This is a genomic window from Pseudomonas paraeruginosa PA7 (assembly GCF_000017205.1).
In the GTDB taxonomy this organism is placed as follows: Bacteria; Pseudomonadota; Gammaproteobacteria; order Pseudomonadales; family Pseudomonadaceae; genus Pseudomonas; species Pseudomonas paraeruginosa.
In genome coordinates this window covers 829,647-846,433 of sequence record NC_009656.1, presented here as the reverse complement: position 1 = coordinate 846,433, position 16,787 = coordinate 829,647, and the positions used below count along the sequence as shown (strand labels likewise).

Below are 16,787 nucleotides of genomic sequence, written 5' to 3'. Positions count from 1 at the left end.
ATTCCTTTCCAAACTTTACGTTCGGTAGTTACGACGATCAGGCAGTGGCCTTGTCGTCTTTCTTAAGACTTGCCGGCGGCCAGTTGTCGAGGCGCATACCGAGGGACAGACCACGGGAAGCCAGAACGTCCTTGATTTCGGTCAGGGACTTCTTGCCCAGGTTCGGCGTTTTCAACAGCTCTACTTCGGTGCGCTGGATCAGGTCACCGATGTAGTAGATGTTTTCCGCCTTCAGGCAGTTGGCCGAACGTACGGTCAGTTCCAGGTCATCGACCGGACGCAGGAGGATCGGATCGATCTCGTCTTCCTGCTCTTCAACGACGGGTTCGCTGTCGCCCTTGAGGTCCACGAACGCTGCCAGCTGCTGTTGCAGGATGGTAGCGGCGCGACGGATAGCCTCTTCGGGATCCAGGGTGCCGTTGGTTTCCAGGTCTAGGACCAGTTTGTCCAGGTTGGTGCGCTGCTCGACACGGGCGTTTTCCACCACGTAGGAGACACGACGGACCGGGCTGAACGATGCGTCGAGCTGCAGACGGCCGATGCTGCGGCTTTCGTCCTCATCGCTCTGACGTGCGTCGGCAGGCTCGTAGCCACGGCCACGAGCTACCTTCAGCTTCATGTTCAGCGCGCCGTTGTCTGCCAGGTTGGCGATAACGTGGTCACCGTTGATGATCTCAACATCGTGATCCAGCTGAATATCGGCAGCAGTCACAACACCCGAGCCCTTCTTAGCCAGGGTCAGCGTCACTTCATCACGACCGTGCAGCTTGATGGCCAGACCTTTCAGGTTCAGCAGGATCTCGATTACGTCTTCCTGCACACCTTCGATCGCCGAGTACTCGTGGAGTACGCCGTCGATCTCGGCCTCGACCACTGCGCAGCCAGGCATGGAGGACAACAGGATGCGACGCAGCGCGTTGCCCAGGGTGTGACCAAAACCACGCTCGAGAGGCTCGAGCGTGATCTTGGCGCGGGTTTGACTGACCACCTGCACATCGATGTGGCGGGGGGTCAGGAACTCATTTACCGAACTCTGCATGGATGCACCTATTTTCTAGCCCTTACTTGGAGTAGAGCTCGACAATCAGGTTTTCGTTGATATCAGCGGACAGGTCGCTGCGAGCCGGAACACTCTTGAAGGTACCAGTCTTCTTGTCGAGGTCGACTTCGACCCACTCGACACGACCGCGCTGGCCACAGAGTTCCAGAGCCTGAGCGATACGCAGCTGATTCCTCGACTTCTCGCGAATAGCTACGACGTCACCGGCCTTCACTTGGTAGGAAGGGATGTTGACGGTCTGACCGTTGACGGTGATGGCCTTGTGGGACACCAGCTGGCGCGATTCGGCGCGAGTGGAACCAAAGCCCATGCGGTATACGACGTTGTCCAGACGGCACTCGAGCAGTTGCAGCAGGTTCTCACCGGTGGAACCCTTGCGACGGGAGGCTTCCTGGTAGTAGCCACGGAACTGACGCTCCAGTACGCCGTAGATGCGGCGGACCTTCTGCTTCTCACGCAGCTGCAGACCGTAGTCGGACAGACGGCCACGACGCTGGCCATGCTGGCCGGGAACGTTTTCAGCCTTGCACTTCGAGTCGAGGGCGCGGGCGCCGCTCTTCAGGAACAGGTCGGTGCCTTCACGGCGAGACAGTTTGCACTTGGGACCAATGTAACGAGCCATTTCTCACTGTCTCCTATTACACGCGACGCTTTTTCGGCGGACGGCAGCCGTTATGCGGGATCGGGGTTACGTCGGTGATGCTGGCGATCTTGTAGCCGCAAGCATTCAGAGCGCGAACAGCGGACTCGCGGCCCGGGCCCGGGCCCTTGACGTTGACGTCCAGGTTCTTCAGACCGTATTCCAGGGCAGCCTGGCCGGCACGCTCGGCCGCTACCTGGGCAGCGAACGGAGTGCTCTTACGCGAGCCGCGGAAACCGGAACCACCGGAGGTCGCCCAGGACAGTGCGTTGCCCTGACGGTCGGTGATGGTCACGATGGTGTTGTTGAAAGACGCGTGGATGTGGGCGATCCCATCGACCACTGTCTTTTTGACTTTCTTACGGGGACGAGCAGCAGGTTTTGCCATGACTAGATTCCTACGCGATTACTTGCGGATCGGCTTACGCGGGCCCTTGCGGGTACGCGCGTTGGTCTTGGTACGCTGACCGCGAACCGGCAGACCGCGACGATGACGCAGACCGCGGTAGCAACCGAGGTCCATCAGACGCTTGATGTTCATGTTGATTTCGCGACGCAGGTCACCTTCGGTGGTGTGCTTCGCGACTTCGTTACGCAGCTGATCGATCTGCTCGTCGCTCAGGTCCTTGATCTTGGCAGCCGGATTTACACCGGTAGCTGCGCAGATGTTCTGAGCAGTAGTGCGACCAACACCATAGATGTAGGTCAGCGAGATAACAGTGTGCTTGTTATCCGGAATGTTGACGCCTGCAATACGGGCCATTCAGAAAAACTCCAATTGACAGCTACCCTGCGCCCAGGAAGCCAAGAAAGGGCGCGGATATTAGCGCTGTAATAGCAAATAATCAACCCGGCAGCACACTAGCTGCCGGGTTATCACGCGTGAATCACACTCAGCCTTGGCGCTGCTTGTGACGCGGTTCCGCGCTGCAGATCACCCGCACGATGCCATCGCGACGGATGATCTTGCAGTTACGGCACAGCTTCTTGACCGATGCACGAACTTTCATCACCAACTCCTCGAACCTTACGGGTCTATCAGCGCAGCATGCCGCTGCCGTAGCCCTTCAGGTTGGCTTTCTTCATCAGGGATTCATACTGGTGAGAAACGAGGTGAGATTGCACCTGGGCCATAAAGTCCATGACAACCACGACCACGATCAACAGCGAGGTCCCGCCAAGATAGAACGGCACGTGCGCCGCAACCACCAGGAACTGGGGCAGCAGGCAGACAGCCGTCATGTACAGAGCACCGAACATGGTCAAACGGGTCAGCACGCCATCGATGTAGCGAGCGGACTGTTCGCCCGGACGGATGCCCGGAATAAATGCACCGGACTTCTTGAGGTTCTCCGCCACGTCCTTCGGGTTGAACATCAGCGCTGTATAGAAGAAGCAGAAGAAAACGATCCCTGCAGTGAACAGCAAGATGTTCAGCGGCTGCCCCGGAGCGATCGCTTGCGCGACGTCCTGCAGCCAACCCAAGCCTTCCGACTGACCGAACCAGGAGCCCAGGGACGCCGGGAACAGCAGGATACTGCTGGCGAAAATCGCGGGAATCACGCCCGCCATGTTCACCTTCAACGGCAGATGGCTGGTCTGCGCGGCAAACACCTTGCGACCTTGCTGGCGCTTGGCGTAATGCACCGCGATGCGACGCTGGCCACGCTCGATGAACACCACGAACGCGATGATCGCCACGGCCAGGAGGCCGACGCCGATCAGGGCGAAGATGTTGATGTCACCTTGCCGGGCAGACTCGAAAGACTGACCGATGGCGCGCGGCAGGCCTGCAACGATACCAGCGAAGATCAACATCGAGATGCCGTTGCCGACACCGCGCTCAGTGATCTGCTCGCCCAGCCACATCATGAACATGGCACCAGCCACGAAGGTGGTGACAGCCACGAAGTAGAAGCCGAAGTCGTTGGAGAAGGCTACGCCCTGGCTGCCCAGGCCAACGGACATGCCGATGGCCTGGACCAGTGCCAGGACTACAGTACCGTAGCGGGTGTACTGGCTGATCTTGCGACGCCCAGACTCACCCTCTTTCTTCAACTGCTCCAGCTGCGGGCTGATAGCGGTCATGAGCTGCATGATGATCGAGGCCGAGATGTACGGCATGATCCCCAGTGCGAAAATGCTCATGCGCTCCAGCGCGCCGCCGGAAAACATGTTGAAGAGGCTAAGAATGGTCCCCTCGTTCTGCCGGAACAGTGCCGCCAAGCGATCGGGGTTGATGCCCGGAACTGGGATGTGCGCGCCGATCCGATAGACGATGATCGCCAGGAACAGGAAACGCAGACGTGCCCAGAGCTCGGACAGACCGCCGTTGCTTAGCGCAGAGAGAGCACCTTGCTTAGCCATTTAGTCCTCGAATTTACCGCCAGCTGCTTCGATAGCCGCACGCGCACCCTTGGTGGCGGCGATACCTTTCAGGGTGACCGCGCGACCAACTTCGCCGGACAGCATGACCTTGACGCGCTGTACGTGCTGGTTGATCAGGTTGGCATCCTTCAGGGTCTGCAGGCTGACGACGTCGCCTTCGACCTTGGCCAGCTCGGAGGTGCGAACCTCGGCACGGTCCATGGCCTTCAGGGAGACGAAGCCGAACTTCGGCAGACGACGGTGCAGGGGCTGTTGACCACCCTCGAAGCCCGGGGCGACCTTGCCACCGGAGCGGGAGGTCAGACCTTTGTGACCACGGCCACCAGTCTTGCCCAGACCGCTACCGATGCCACGGCCCGGACGGTGCTTTTCGCGACGGGCACCCGGCGCGGAACGCAGATCGTTCAGTTGCATGGATTAACCCTCCACACGCAGCAGGTAGTAGGCCTTGTTGATCATGCCGCGGTTTTCAGGGGTGTCCTGAACCTCGACGGTATGATTGATGCGACGCAGGCCGAGACCCTTGACGCAAGCCTTGTGGTTGGCCAGACGGCCGTTCAGGCTCTTGACCAGAGTGACTTTGACAGTTGCCATGGTTAGAGAATCTCCTCGACGCTCTTGCCACGCTTGGCCGCTACTGCTTCCGGAGCCTGCATGTTCTTCAGGCCCTTGAAGGTGGCGTACACCACGTTCACCGGATTGGTGGAGCCATAGCACTTGGCCAGGACGTTCTGCACACCAGCCACTTCCAGAACGGCACGCATGGCGCCGCCGGCGATGATGCCGGTACCTTCCGAAGCCGGCTGCATGTACACCTTGGAGGCGCCATGGGCGGACTTGGTCGGATACTGCAGGGTGGTGCCGTTCAGATCGACTTGGATCATGTTGCGGCGAGCGGCTTCCATTGCTTTCTGGATGGCGGCCGGCACTTCACGCGCCTTGCCACGACCGAAACCAACGCGGCCCTTGCCATCACCCACCACGGTCAGTGCGGTGAAAGCGAAGATACGGCCACCTTTTACGGTTTTGGCGACGCGGTTAACCTGAACCAGCTTCTCGATGTAGCCTTCGTCGCGCTTTTGCTCGTTGTTTGCCATAACTTAGAACTCCAGTCCGCCTTCACGAGCGGCATCAGCCAGCGCTTTCACACGGCCGTGGTACTTGAAGCCAGAACGATCGAACGCCACCTGGGTGACGCCGGCCGCTTTGGCGCGCTCGGCGACCAGTTGACCAACTTTCTTGGCTGCATCGATGTTGCCGGTGGCACCTTCGCGCAGGTCTTTGTCCAGGGTCGAGGCGCTGGCCAGGACCTTGCCGCCGTCGGCCGCAATGACCTGGGCGTAAATGTGCTGGGAAGAGCGGTACACGCAGAGGCGTACGGTTTCCAGCTCGCGCATCTTCAGGCGTGCCTTGCGAGCGCGACGCAGACGGGTTTCTTTCTTGACGCTCATTTGCTATGCCCTACTTCTTCTTGGCTTCTTTACGACGGACGACTTCGTCGGCGTAACGCACGCCCTTGCCTTTGTAAGGCTCCGGCGGACGGAAGTCGCGAATTTCGGCAGCAACCTGACCGACCAGTTGCTTGTCGATGCCCTTGATCAGGATATCGGTCTGGCTGGGGGTCTCAGCGACGATGCCGGCCGGCAGTTCGTAATCAACCGGATGGGAGAAGCCGAGGGACAGGGACAGCACTTGGCCCTTGGCCTGCGCTTTGTAACCAACGCCGACCAGCTGGAGCTTGCGCTCGAAGCCCTGGCTGACGCCGACTACCATGTTGTTCACCAGAGCACGGGTGGTACCAGCCATGGCGCGGGTCTGCTGGTCGCCGTTACGCGCAGCGAAACGCAGCTCACCGCTGTCCTGGATCACTTCGACCGAAGGATGGACCTTGAGCTCCAGAGCACCTTTGGCGCCCTTGATGGACAGTTGCTGACCAGCCAGTTTGATTTCGACGCCGGCGGGCAGCTTGACGGGGTTCTTAGCAACGCGAGACATGCTGATTCCCCTTAGAACACAGTGCAGAGCACTTCGCCGCCAACACCAGCAGCACGGGCAGCACGATCGGTCATCACACCTTTGTTGGTGGAGACGATCGACACACCGAGGCCGCCACGAACTTTCGGCAGTTGCTCAACGGATTTGTACTGACGCAGGCCAGGACGGCTGATGCGCTTGACCTCTTCGATGACAGGCTTGCCTTCGAAGTACTTCAGTTCGATGGACAGCTGGGGTTTTACTTCCGAGCTGATCTGGAAATCCGCAATATAGCCTTCGTCCTTCAGGACTTTGGCTACCGCCGCTTTCAGTTTCGAGGACGGCATGCTTACGACGGTCTTTTCAGCCATCTGGGCATTACGGATGCGAGTTAGCATGTCTGCTAACGGGTCCTGCATACTCATGGGCTTAACGCTCCTGATACAAAAGAATAAGCCTTCAACTTCAATTCGCCCATAAACGCCAGGCGAAACAAACCCAGGCTCAGGGGAGCCGGGTATTCTAGAGATCACGCCAAAACGAATCAAGCCCCATGAGGGGCTTGATTCGATGTCGCGATCAACGGCGCCGACTGGCGGCACCGTTCGCTGCGATTACCAGCTGGCTTTCACCAGGCCCGGTACGTCGCCGCGCATGGCGGCTTCGCGCAGCTTGTTACGGCTCAGGCCGAACTTGCGGTAGAAGCCGTGCGGACGGCCGGTCAGGCGGCAACGGTTACGCAGGCGGCTGGCGCTGGCGTCACGCGGTTGCTTCTGCAGGGCGACCTGGGCATTCCAACGCTCTTCCGCAGAGGAGTTCGGATTAGCGATGATCGCTTTCAGCTCGGCACGCTTCTTGGCGTACTTGGCTACCGTCAGCTGACGCTTCAGCTCGCGGTTCTTCATGCTCTCTTTAGCCATGTTCCTACTCCAATCAGTTACGGAACGGGAATTTGAAAGCACGCAGCAGGGCGCGACCTTCGTCATCCGTACGAGCGGTGGTGGTCAGGGTGATGTCCAGGCCACGCAGCGCATCGATCTTGTCGTAATCGATTTCCGGGAAGATGATCTGCTCTTTCACGCCCATGCTGTAGTTGCCGCGGCCGTCGAAGGACTTGGCATTCAGGCCGCGGAAGTCACGCACGCGCGGCAGGGAGATGGACAGCAGACGATCCAGGAATTCGTACATCCGGTCGCTACGCAGGGTGACCTTGACGCCGATCGGCCAGCCTTCACGGATCTTGAAGCCGGCGATGGACTTACGAGCGTAAGTCACGATCGGCTTCTGACCGGTGATCTTTTCCAGATCGGCTACGGCGTTCTCGATGATCTTCTTGTCACCGACCGCCTCGCCAAGACCCATGTTCAGGGTGATTTTGGTAACGCGCGGAACTTCCATCACGTTCGCCAGCTGAAGCTCTTCTTTCAGCTTGGGCGCGATTTCCTTCCGATAAATTTCTTTCAATCGTGCCATGGTGATCTACCTAGCAGCCTCAAGCCTGAACCGGTTTCTGGGTCGACTTGAAGACACGAATTTTCTTACCGTCTTCTACCTTGAAGCCAACGCGGTCAGCCTTGCTGGTCTCAGTGTTGAAGATGGCGACGTTGGAGACGTGCAGAGGCGCCTCCTTCTCGACGATACCGCCCTGTTGGCCGAGCATCGGATTGGGCTTGGTGTGGCGCTTGATCAGATTCACCCCGCCGACGACCAGACGGTCGTCAGCGAGAACCTTCAGCACCTTGCCACGCTTGCCCTTGTCCTTGCCGGCAATGACGATTACTTCGTCGTCACGACGAATCTTTTGCATGACGGCTACTCCTTACAGCACTTCGGGGGCGAGCGAGACGATCTTCATGAACTTCTCGGTACGGAGTTCACGAGTCACTGGCCCAAAGATACGGGTGCCGATCGGCTCCTGCTTGCTGTTCAGCAGGACGGCGGCGTTGCCGTCGAAGCGGATGATGGAACCGTCGGTACGACGTACGCCGTGCTTGGTGCGAACGACCACGGCAGTCATGACCTGGCCCTTCTTCACCTTGCCGCGCGGAATCGCTTCCTTGACGGTGACCTTGATGATGTCGCCGATGCCGGCGTAACGGCGGTGGGAACCGCCGAGCACCTTGATGCACATCACACGACGCGCGCCGCTGTTGTCAGCGACATCGAGCATGGATTGAGTCTGAATCATATAATTTCTCCGACCCCTAGTCCTTAGACTTCCACCGCGCGTTCAACGATATCAACCAGGGTCCAGGCCTTGGTCTTGGCCAGCGGACGGGTTTCGCGGATGGTGACCAGGTCACCAATGCGGCACTGATTGGATTCGTCGTGTGCGTGCAGCTTGGTCGAACGCTTGACGTATTTGCCGTAGATCGGGTGCTTGACGCGACGCTCGATCAGAACGGTGACGGTCTTGTCCATTTTGTCGCTGACGACGCGGCCGGTCAGCGTACGGACGGTTTTCTGAGCTTCAGCCATGATCACTTACCTGCTTGCTGATTGAGCACAGTTTTAACGCGAGCGATGTCGCGCTTAACCTGCGAGAGCAGGTGAGACTGCCCCAACTGGCCAGTTGCTTTCTGCATGCGCAGATTGAACTGGTCGCGCAGCAGGCCGAGCAGTTGCTCGTTCAGCTGCTCAACGGATTTTTCACGAAGTTCATTCGCTTTCATCACATCACCGTCCGCTTAACAAAGGAGGTGGCGAGGGGCAGCTTTGCAGCAGCCAGGGCGAAAGCCTCACGCGCCAGCTCTTCGGAAACACCCTCGATCTCGTACAGGACCTTGCCCGGTTGAATCTGGGCTACCCAGTACTCGACCCCGCCCTTACCTTTACCCATACGAACTTCGAGGGGCTTCTTGGTGACAGGCTTGTCAGGGAATACGCGGATCCAGATCTTGCCGCCACGCTTCACGTGACGGGTCAGCGCGCGACGCGCGGACTCGATCTGACGAGCAGTAAGGCGGCCACGACCAGTGGCCTTCAGTGCGTACTCACCGAAGCTGACCTTACTACCGCGATGAGCCAGACCACGGTTGTGGCCGGTCATTTGTTTGCGGAACTTCGTACGCTTGGGTTGCAGCATTTGCGTACTCCTTACCTAGCAGCTTTTTTACGAGGAGCGGGTGCAACAGGCTTCAGTTCTTCCTGGCGGCCACCGATGACCTCGCCCTTGAAGATCCAAACCTTGACACCGATCACACCGTAAGTGGTGTGCGCTTCGTAGGTGGCATAGTCGATATCGGCGCGCAGGGTGTGCAGGGGCACACGACCTTCGCGATACCATTCGGTACGGGCGATTTCAGCCCCACCCAGACGACCGCTGACCTGAATCTTGATGCCCTTGGCACCAATGCGCATGGCGTTCTGTACGGCGCGCTTCATGGCGCGACGGAACATTACGCGACGCTCCAGCTGCTGGGCTACGCTCTGCGCAACCAGCATGGCATCGAGTTCCGGCTTGCGGATTTCCTCGATGTTGATGTGCACGGGCACACCCATTTGCTTGGTCAGGTCCTGGCGCAGCTTCTCAACATCTTCACCTTTCTTGCCGATCACGATGCCGGGACGAGCGGTGTGGATGGTGATACGTGCGGTTTGAGCCGGACGATGGATATCGATACGGCTTACGGACGCGCTTTTTAGTTTGTCTTGGAGGTACTCACGCACCTTCAGGTCGGCAAACAGGTAATCCGCATAGTTCTTGCGGTCTGCGTACCAAACGGAGGTGTGCTCCTTGACGATACCCAGGCGAATGCCATTGGGATGTACTTTCTGACCCATCTGTCGACTCCGTTACTTGTCCGCAACCTTGACCGTGATATGGCAAGACCGCTTCACGATGCGATCAGCACGGCCTTTGGCACGCGGCATGATGCGCTTGAGCGAACGACCTTCGTTGACGAAGACGGTGGAAACCTTCAGGTCATCCACATCGGCGCCTTCGTTGTGCTCAGCGTTGGCAACGGCCGACTCCAGCACTTTCTTCATGATCTCGGCGGCTTTCTTACTGCTGAAAGCCAGGAGGTTGAGCGCTTCGCCCACCTTCTTCCCGCGGATCTGGTCGGCGACCAAGCGGGCTTTCTGGGCGGAGATACGAGCGCCCGACAGCTTAGCGGCTACTTCCATCTTCCTTACCCCTTAACGCTTGGCTTTCTTGTCCGCAGCGTGCCCGCGATAGGTGCGGGTAGCGGCGAACTCGCCCAGTTTGTGGCCGACCATGTCCTCGTTGACGAGAACCGGTACGTGTTGACGGCCGTTGTGCACGGCGATGGTCAGACCAACCATATGCGGCAGAATCATCGAACGACGCGACCAGGTCTTGATCGGCTTGCGGTCGTTCTTTTCCACCGCGACTTCGACCTTCTTCAACAGGTGAAGATCGATAAACGGACCTTTTTTCAGTGAACGTGGCACTGTGGTATCCCTCTATTTACTTGCGGCGGCGGACGATCATGTTATCGGTACGCTTGTTCGAGCGAGTCTTCTTACCCTTGGTCTGAAGACCCCACGGCGATACCGGATGACGACCAGCAGAGGTACGGCCTTCACCACCACCATGCGGGTGGTCGACCGGGTTCATCGCCACGCCGCGAACGGTCGGGCGAACACCACGCCAGCGCGTAGCACCGGCTTTACCCAGCGAACGCAGGCTGTGCTCGGAATTCGAGACCTCGCCCAGGGTCGCACGGCACTCAGCCAGGACTTTACGCATTTCACCGGAGCGCAGACGCAGGGTTACGTACGCACCTTCACGCGCGACCAGCTGGGCGGAAGCACCAGCGGAACGAGCGATCTGAGCGCCTTTACCCGGCTTCAGCTCGATACCATGAACAGTGCTACCCACCGGGATGTTGCGCAGAGGCATGCTGTTGCCTGCCTTGATCGGCGCACCGATACCGGAGATCAGCTGGTCACCTGCAGCAACGCCCTTGGGGGCGATGATGTAGCGACGCTCGCCGTCTGCATACTTCAGCAGAGCGATGTGTGCAGTGCGGTTCGGATCGTATTCGACGCGCTCAACGATGGCAGGGATGCCATCCTTGTTGCGACGGAAGTCGACCAGACGGTAGTGCTGCTTGTGACCACCACCGATATGACGGGTGGTGATACGACCGTTATTGTTACGGCCGCCAGACTTGGATTTCTTTTCCAGCAGCGGTGCGTAGGGAGCGCCTTTGTGCAGCTCCTGATTCACCACCTTGACGACAAAGCGACGACCAGCGGAAGTCGGTTTGCACTTAACGATTGCCATGATGCACCCCTTTACTCAGCGCTGGTGGCGAAATCGAGATCTTGGCCCGGCTGGAGAGCGATGTACGCTTTCTTCCAGTCGTTACGCTTGCCCAGACCGCGAGCGGTGCGCTTGGTCTTACCCTTGACGTTCAGGGTAGTGACGCGCTGTACCTTCACGCTGAACAGGCTTTCTACGGCCTTCTTGATTTCCAGCTTGGTTGCATCGGTGGCAACCTTGAAAACGAATTGGCTCTTGCCGTCCGCGAGACCCGTGGCTTTCTCGGAGATGTGCGGACCAAGCAGCACTTTGAATACGCGTTCCTGGTTCATCCCAGCAGCTCCTCGAACTTCTTCACGGCGGACACGGTGACCAGCACCTTGTCGTAGGCGATCAGGCTGACGGGGTCGGAACCTTGGACATCACGTACATCGACGTGCGCCAGGTTGCGCGCAGCGAGGTACAGGTTCTCGTCGACACCATCGGTCACGATCAGCACGTCTTTCAGACCCAGGGTGTCCAGCTTGGCAACCAGGCCCTTGGTTTTCGGTGCATCGACAGCGAAGTCGGCAACGACGACCAGACGGTCCAGACGAACGAGCTCGGCAAGGATGGAGCGCAGTGCTGCGCGGTACATCTTCTTGTTCAGCTTCTGTTCGTGGCTACGCGGTTTAGCGGCGAAAGTGGTGCCGCCCCCACGCCAGATGGGGCTACGAATGGTGCCAGCGCGAGCACGGCCGGTGCCCTTCTGACGCCACGGCTTCTTGCCACCACCAGAGACTTCGGAGCGAGTCTTCTGCGCCTTGCTGCCCTGACGGCCGCCAGCCATGTAGGCCACGACTGCCTGGTGCACCAGGGTCTCGTTGAATTCGCCACCAAAGGTACGCTCGGAGACTTCGATAGCCTGAGCGCCGTTCACATTCAATTGCATCTCAGCTTCCCCCTTAACCGCGAGCCTTGGCTGCCGGACGCACGATCACATCACCGCCGGTAGCGCCGGGAACGGCACCCTTGACCAGCAGCAGATTGCGTTCAGCATCGACGCGCACGATCTCCAGGGATTGAACGGTTACCCGCTCCGCACCCAGATGACCGGACATTTTCTTGCCCTTGAACACTCGACCAGGAGTCTGGCACTGGCCGATGGAACCCGGGACGCGGTGGGAAACGGAGTTACCGTGGGTGTTATCCTGACCACGGAAGTTCCAGCGCTTGATGGTGCCCGCGAAGCCCTTACCCTTGGACTCGCCGGTAACGTCTACCATCTGGCCTGCCTGGAACAGATCGACAGTGATCTGGTCACCAGCGGCATACTGCTCTTCGCCCAGACGGAATTCCCACACGCCGCGACCGGCGGCGACATTCGCCTTGGCAAAGTGACCAGCTTGCGCTTTGGTAACGCGAGAAGCGCGACGCTCGCCGGCGGTGACTTGCACTGCACGGTAGCCATCGGTTTCTTCAGTCTTGAACTGGGTGACGCGATTCGGCTCGACCTCGATGACCGTAACCGGAATAGAGACACCTTCCTCGGTGAAAATGCGGGTCATGCCGCATTTACGACCGACAACACCAATTGTCATGTTGTAAACCTCTTGAGTGTACGGGGCTTTCACCCGCTATGGCCGCCCATTTCAGAGCGTTACACGACCAATGCCGAAGGCATTAGCCGAGGCTGATCTGTACTTCAACGCCTGCAGCAAGATCGAGCTTCATCAGCGCATCGACGGTTTTATCCGTCGGCTGGACGATGTCCAGTACACGCTTATGTGTACGAATTTCGTACTGATCACGCGCATCTTTGTTGACGTGCGGAGAGATCAGCACGGTGAAACGTTCCTTGCGGGTCGGCAGAGGGATTGGACCACGCACCTGAGCACCAGTACGTTTCGCGGTTTCCACGATTTCCTGGGTTGATTGATCGATCAGGCGATGGTCAAAAGCCTTCAACCGAATCCGGATTTGTTGGTTTTGCATTTGACCTCAGACTCCAATTTACCATTCCCAACGGACGGACTACGCCCGTTAAAAGGAGGCGCAATTGTACGGATGCCCCCACAGGGTGTCAATATTTAACCAACGAACGAAAAAAGGGGCCCCGAAGGGCCCCTTTTTCTGATGGCAGGATCAGCGATTACTCGATGATCTTGGCAACCACGCCGGCGCCAACGGTACGGCCGCCTTCGCGGATCGCGAAGCGCAGGCCATCTTCCATGGCGATCGGAGCGATCAGGGTGACAACCATCTTGATGTTGTCGCCCGGCATTACCATCTCTACGCCTTCCGGCAGTTCGCAGTTACCGGTCACGTCAGTGGTACGGAAGTAGAACTGCGGACGGTAGCCCTTGAAGAACGGGGTGTGACGACCACCTTCTTCCTTGGACAGCACGTACACTTCGCACTCGAACTTGGTGTGCGGCTTGATGGTGCCCGGCTTGGCCAGAACCTGGCCACGCTCTACGTCTTCACGCTTGGTGCCGCGCAGCAGGATACCGACGTTCTCGCCAGCACGACCTTCGTCGAGCAGCTTGCGGAACATCTCGACACCGGTGCAGGTGGTCTTGGTGGTCGCCTTGATACCGACGATTTCCACTTCTTCCTGGACCTTGATGATGCCGCGCTCCACACGACCAGTTACCACGGTACCGCGGCCGGAGATCGAGAACACGTCTTCGATCGGCATCAGGAACGGCTGGTCGATGGCACGAACCGGCTCCGGAATGTAGGAGTCCAGGGTCTCTACCAGCTTCTGCACGGCGCTTACGCCGATACCGTTGTCGTCCTTGCCTTCCAGCGCCATCAGCGCGGAGCCGATGATGATCGGGGTGTCGTCGCCCGGGAAGTCGTAGGTGTTCAGCAGGTCGCGAACTTCCATCTCGACCAGTTCCAGCAGCTCGGCGTCGTCAACCATGTCGGCCTTGTTCAGGAACACGACGATGTAGGGAACGCCTACCTGACGGGACAGCAGGATGTGCTCGCGAGTCTGCGGCATGGGGCCGTCGGCAGCCGAGCAAACCAGAATCGCGCCGTCCATCTGGGCAGCACCGGTGATCATGTTCTTCACGTAGTCGGCGTGACCGGGGCAGTCAACGTGAGCGTAGTGACGAACAGCGGAATCGTACTCAACGTGCGAGGTGTTGATGGTGATACCGCGGGCCTTTTCTTCCGGCGCATTGTCGATCTGATCGAAGGCACGAGCGGAACCACCCCAGGTGTCGGAGCAGACCTTGGTCAGTGCAGCGGTCAGAGTGGTCTTGCCATGGTCAACGTGACCGATGGTGCCGACGTTGACGTGCGGTTTGTTACGTTCGAATTTTTCCTTAGCCACGACAGTAAACCTCTTACTTAAAGGGCTGAATCAACCTTGTTTTTTAACCAGCGCTTCGACGATGTTCGACGGAGCTTCGGCGTATTTGGAGAATTCCATGGAGTAGCTCGCGCGACCCTGGGACATGGAACGCACGTCGGTCGCATAACCGAACATCTCACCCAGCGGAACCTCGGCACGAATAACCTTACCGGAAACCGTGTCCTCCATCCCCTGAATCAGACCACGACGACGGTTCAGGTCGCCCATCACGTCACCCATGTAGTCCTCAGGAGTCACCACCTCTACCTTCATGATCGGCTCGAGCACCTTGCCACCACCCTTCTGGGCCAGTTGCTTGGTCGCCATGGAAGCAGCGATCTTGAACGCCATCTCGTTGGAGTCGACGTCGTGGTAGGAACCATCGAAAACGGTAGCCTTCAGGCCGATGAGCGGATAGCCGGCGACGACGCCGTTCTTCATCTGCTCCTCGATACCCTTCTGGATCGCCGGGATGTATTCCTTGGGAACCACACCACCCACGACTTCGTTCTCGAACACCAGGCCTTCGGTGATGTTGCCCTTCTCGTCCACGTCCGCGGCCGAGAAGCGGATCCAGCAGTGACCGAACTGGCCGCGACCACCGGACTGGCGAACGAACTTGCCTTCGATCTCCACATTGTCCTTGGTGATGGTCTCACGGTAAGCCACCTGCGGCTTGCCGATGTTGGCCTCGACGCCGAACTCGCGCTTCATGCGGTCGACGATGATGTCCAGGTGCAGCTCACCCATACCGGAGATGATGGTCTGACCGGACTCTTCGTCGGTCTTGACGCGGAACGACGGGTCTTCCTGGGCCAGCTTGCCGAGGGCGATACCCATCTTCTCCTGGTCGGCCTTGGTCTTCGGCTCTACCGCAACCGAAATCACAGGCTCGGGGAAGTCCATACGCTCGAGGATGATCGGCTTGTCGATCGAGCACAGGGTGTCACCGGTGGTGACGTCCTTCATGCCGATCAGGGCAGCGATGTCGCCTGCGCGTACTTCCTTGATCTCTTCACGCTGGTTGGCGTGCATCTGCACCATCCGACCAACGCGCTCCTTCTTGCCCTTCACCGAGTTCAGGACGGAGTCGCCAGAGCTCAGGACGCCGGAGTAAACGCGAGCGAAGGTCAGAGTACCAACGAACGGGTCGGTGGCAATCTTGAACGCCAGGGAGGAGAACGGCTCGTTGTCGTCGGCATGACGCTCGTCTTCGACGGTCTCGTCGTCCGGGCTGACACCCTTGATCGCCGGGATCTCGGTCGGAGCCGGGAGGTAATCGATGACGGCATCGAGAACCAGCGGAACGCCCTTGTTCTTGAACGAGGAACCGCAGACGGCCGGAACGATCTCGCAGGCCAGGGTGCGCAGGCGCAGGCCTTCCTTGATCTCGGCTTCGGAGAGCTCGCCCTCTTCGAGGTACTTGTTCATCAGCTCTTCGTTGGCTTCGGCCGCGGCCTCGACCATGCTGGAACGCCACTCTTCGGCAAGGTCCTTGAGCTCCGCAGGAATCTCTTCCTCGCGGTAGGTCATGCCCTTGTCGTCATCGTTCCAGTAGATGGCCTTCATCTTGATCAGATCGACCTGACCGACGAAGTTCTCCTCGGCGCCGATGGCGAGCTGGACCGGAACCGGGGTATGACCCAGGCGCTTCTTGATCTGCTCGACGACGCGCAGGAAGTTCGCACCCTGGCGGTCCATCTTGTTGACGTAGACGATGCGCGGTACGCCGTACTTGTTGGCCTGACGCCATACGGTTTCCGACTGCGGCTCTACGCCGGAGGTGCCACAGAACACCACGACAGCGCCGTCCAGTACACGCAGGGAACGCTCCACCTCGATGGTGAAGTCTACGTGACCGGGGGTGTCGATGACGTTCACGCGATAGTTGTCGTACTGACCGCGCGAGCCCTTCCAGAAGGTGGTAACGGCAGCGGAGGTAATGGTGATACCGCGCTCCTGCTCCTGCACCATCCAGTCGGTGGTCGCAGCGCCGTCATGCACTTCGCCCAGCTTGTGGTTGACGCCGGTATAGAACAGAACCCGCTCCGTGGTGGTGGTCTTGCCCGCGTCAACGTGGGCACAGATACCGATATTACGGTAGCGGTTGATGGGTGTAGTACGGGCCACAATAAGGTCCTCGGGG

General features: G+C 58.9%; 29 protein-coding genes. All 29 read right to left on the bottom strand.

From position 1 onward, the window contains the following. Positions 1–37 precede the first annotated feature (37 nt). Entirely contained in the window at positions 38–1,039 is a 1,002-nt protein-coding gene (locus PSPA7_RS04120; protein WP_003093675.1) for a DNA-directed RNA polymerase subunit alpha, read from the bottom strand. 22 nt (positions 1,040–1,061) lie between these two features. Next, positions 1,062–1,682 (bottom strand): 30S ribosomal protein S4, encoded by a 621-nt coding sequence (gene rpsD / locus PSPA7_RS04115; protein ID WP_003152258.1) that lies wholly within the window; start codon positions 1,680–1,682, stop codon positions 1,062–1,064. Positions 1,683–1,698: 16 nt separating this feature from the next. After that, complete coding sequence (gene rpsK / locus PSPA7_RS04110; RefSeq protein ID WP_003093689.1) at positions 1,699–2,088, bottom strand: 30S ribosomal protein S11; 390 nt, start codon at positions 2,086–2,088, stop codon at positions 1,699–1,701. 18 nt (positions 2,089–2,106) lie between these two features. After that, positions 2,107–2,463 (bottom strand): 30S ribosomal protein S13, encoded by a 357-nt coding sequence (gene rpsM, locus PSPA7_RS04105; RefSeq protein WP_003152262.1) that lies wholly within the window; start codon positions 2,461–2,463, stop codon positions 2,107–2,109. 130 nt (positions 2,464–2,593) lie between these two features. Next, positions 2,594–2,710 carry a 50S ribosomal protein L36 gene (rpmJ, locus tag PSPA7_RS04100; protein ID WP_003093693.1) on the bottom strand — a complete coding sequence of 39 codons (117 nt, stop codon included), beginning with the start codon at positions 2,708–2,710 and terminating at the stop codon, positions 2,594–2,596. Between the two features lie 28 nt (positions 2,711–2,738). Continuing rightward, positions 2,739–4,067 carry a preprotein translocase subunit SecY gene (secY, locus tag PSPA7_RS04095; RefSeq protein ID WP_003093694.1) on the bottom strand — a complete coding sequence of 443 codons (1,329 nt, stop codon included), beginning with the start codon at positions 4,065–4,067 and terminating at the stop codon, positions 2,739–2,741. Beyond that, complete coding sequence (gene rplO / locus PSPA7_RS04090; RefSeq protein WP_003093695.1) at positions 4,068–4,502, bottom strand: 50S ribosomal protein L15; 435 nt, start codon at positions 4,500–4,502, stop codon at positions 4,068–4,070. Positions 4,503–4,505: 3 nt separating this feature from the next. Continuing rightward, entirely contained in the window at positions 4,506–4,682 is a 177-nt protein-coding gene (rpmD, locus tag PSPA7_RS04085; protein ID WP_003093696.1) for a 50S ribosomal protein L30, read from the bottom strand. A 2-nt stretch (positions 4,683–4,684) separates the two neighbouring features. After that, positions 4,685–5,185, bottom strand: a complete 501-nt coding sequence (rpsE, locus tag PSPA7_RS04080; RefSeq protein ID WP_003093697.1) for a 30S ribosomal protein S5 — start codon at positions 5,183–5,185, stop codon at positions 4,685–4,687. Between the two features lie 3 nt (positions 5,186–5,188). After that, entirely contained in the window at positions 5,189–5,539 is a 351-nt protein-coding gene (rplR, locus tag PSPA7_RS04075) for a 50S ribosomal protein L18 (protein ID WP_003093698.1), read from the bottom strand. Between the two features lie 10 nt (positions 5,540–5,549). Beyond that, positions 5,550–6,083 carry a 50S ribosomal protein L6 gene (rplF, locus tag PSPA7_RS04070; protein WP_003093699.1) on the bottom strand — a complete coding sequence of 178 codons (534 nt, stop codon included), beginning with the start codon at positions 6,081–6,083 and terminating at the stop codon, positions 5,550–5,552. An 11-nt stretch (positions 6,084–6,094) separates the two neighbouring features. Then, positions 6,095–6,487, bottom strand: coding sequence for a 30S ribosomal protein S8 (gene rpsH, locus PSPA7_RS04065; protein ID WP_003093700.1), 393 nt, complete (start codon positions 6,485–6,487; stop codon positions 6,095–6,097). A gap of 189 nt (positions 6,488–6,676) precedes the next feature. Further along, positions 6,677–6,982: a 30S ribosomal protein S14 gene (rpsN, locus tag PSPA7_RS04060; RefSeq protein ID WP_003093701.1), complete on the bottom strand. Its 306-nt coding sequence runs from the start codon at positions 6,980–6,982 to the stop codon at positions 6,677–6,679. Between the two features lie 13 nt (positions 6,983–6,995). Next, on the bottom strand, positions 6,996–7,535 hold the full coding sequence (rplE, locus tag PSPA7_RS04055; RefSeq protein ID WP_003152266.1) for a 50S ribosomal protein L5: 540 nt from the start codon (positions 7,533–7,535) through the stop codon (positions 6,996–6,998). A gap of 19 nt (positions 7,536–7,554) precedes the next feature. Next, positions 7,555–7,869: a 50S ribosomal protein L24 gene (gene rplX, locus PSPA7_RS04050; protein ID WP_003093711.1), complete on the bottom strand. Its 315-nt coding sequence runs from the start codon at positions 7,867–7,869 to the stop codon at positions 7,555–7,557. 12 nt (positions 7,870–7,881) lie between these two features. Next, positions 7,882–8,250 carry a 50S ribosomal protein L14 gene (gene rplN, locus PSPA7_RS04045; RefSeq protein WP_012074228.1) on the bottom strand — a complete coding sequence of 123 codons (369 nt, stop codon included), beginning with the start codon at positions 8,248–8,250 and terminating at the stop codon, positions 7,882–7,884. A gap of 23 nt (positions 8,251–8,273) precedes the next feature. Further along, positions 8,274–8,540 (bottom strand): 30S ribosomal protein S17, encoded by a 267-nt coding sequence (rpsQ, locus tag PSPA7_RS04040; protein WP_003093717.1) that lies wholly within the window; start codon positions 8,538–8,540, stop codon positions 8,274–8,276. A gap of 2 nt (positions 8,541–8,542) precedes the next feature. After that, positions 8,543–8,734 carry a 50S ribosomal protein L29 gene (gene rpmC / locus PSPA7_RS04035; RefSeq protein ID WP_003093720.1) on the bottom strand — a complete coding sequence of 64 codons (192 nt, stop codon included), beginning with the start codon at positions 8,732–8,734 and terminating at the stop codon, positions 8,543–8,545. Further along, complete coding sequence (gene rplP, locus PSPA7_RS04030; RefSeq protein ID WP_003152269.1) at positions 8,734–9,147, bottom strand: 50S ribosomal protein L16; 414 nt, start codon at positions 9,145–9,147, stop codon at positions 8,734–8,736. The genes rpmC and rplP overlap by 1 nt, the downstream gene beginning before the upstream one ends. Positions 9,148–9,158: 11 nt before the next feature. Continuing rightward, positions 9,159–9,845 carry a 30S ribosomal protein S3 gene (gene rpsC, locus PSPA7_RS04025; RefSeq protein ID WP_003093727.1) on the bottom strand — a complete coding sequence of 229 codons (687 nt, stop codon included), beginning with the start codon at positions 9,843–9,845 and terminating at the stop codon, positions 9,159–9,161. A gap of 12 nt (positions 9,846–9,857) precedes the next feature. Beyond that, a complete protein-coding gene (rplV, locus tag PSPA7_RS04020; protein ID WP_003103908.1) occupies positions 9,858–10,190 on the bottom strand; it encodes a 50S ribosomal protein L22 in 333 nt (110 codons plus the stop codon). A 12-nt stretch (positions 10,191–10,202) separates the two neighbouring features. Then, positions 10,203–10,478: a 30S ribosomal protein S19 gene (rpsS, locus tag PSPA7_RS04015; RefSeq protein WP_003093734.1), complete on the bottom strand. Its 276-nt coding sequence runs from the start codon at positions 10,476–10,478 to the stop codon at positions 10,203–10,205. 16 nt (positions 10,479–10,494) lie between these two features. Next, positions 10,495–11,316, bottom strand: coding sequence for a 50S ribosomal protein L2 (rplB, locus tag PSPA7_RS04010; protein WP_003103878.1), 822 nt, complete (start codon positions 11,314–11,316; stop codon positions 10,495–10,497). A gap of 11 nt (positions 11,317–11,327) precedes the next feature. Continuing rightward, positions 11,328–11,627 carry a 50S ribosomal protein L23 gene (rplW, locus tag PSPA7_RS04005; RefSeq protein WP_003093736.1) on the bottom strand — a complete coding sequence of 100 codons (300 nt, stop codon included), beginning with the start codon at positions 11,625–11,627 and terminating at the stop codon, positions 11,328–11,330. Further along, the gene (gene rplD / locus PSPA7_RS04000; protein ID WP_003093737.1) at positions 11,624–12,226 is read right to left on the bottom strand and encodes a 50S ribosomal protein L4; all 603 of its coding nucleotides are present in this window, start codon (positions 12,224–12,226) and stop codon (positions 11,624–11,626) included. Before rplD ends, rplW begins: the two co-directional genes overlap by 4 nt. A 13-nt stretch (positions 12,227–12,239) precedes the next feature. Continuing rightward, positions 12,240–12,875: a 50S ribosomal protein L3 gene (rplC, locus tag PSPA7_RS03995; protein ID WP_003103877.1), complete on the bottom strand. Its 636-nt coding sequence runs from the start codon at positions 12,873–12,875 to the stop codon at positions 12,240–12,242. Between the two features lie 82 nt (positions 12,876–12,957). After that, entirely contained in the window at positions 12,958–13,269 is a 312-nt protein-coding gene (rpsJ, locus tag PSPA7_RS03990) for a 30S ribosomal protein S10 (RefSeq protein ID WP_003103876.1), read from the bottom strand. Between the two features lie 157 nt (positions 13,270–13,426). Next, a complete protein-coding gene (gene tuf, locus PSPA7_RS03985; RefSeq protein ID WP_003115146.1) occupies positions 13,427–14,620 on the bottom strand; it encodes an elongation factor Tu in 1,194 nt (397 codons plus the stop codon). Between the two features lie 30 nt (positions 14,621–14,650). Next, positions 14,651–16,771, bottom strand: a complete 2,121-nt coding sequence (gene fusA, locus PSPA7_RS03980; RefSeq protein WP_003149316.1) for an elongation factor G — start codon at positions 16,769–16,771, stop codon at positions 14,651–14,653. Between the last annotated feature and the right edge of the window lie 16 nt (positions 16,772–16,787).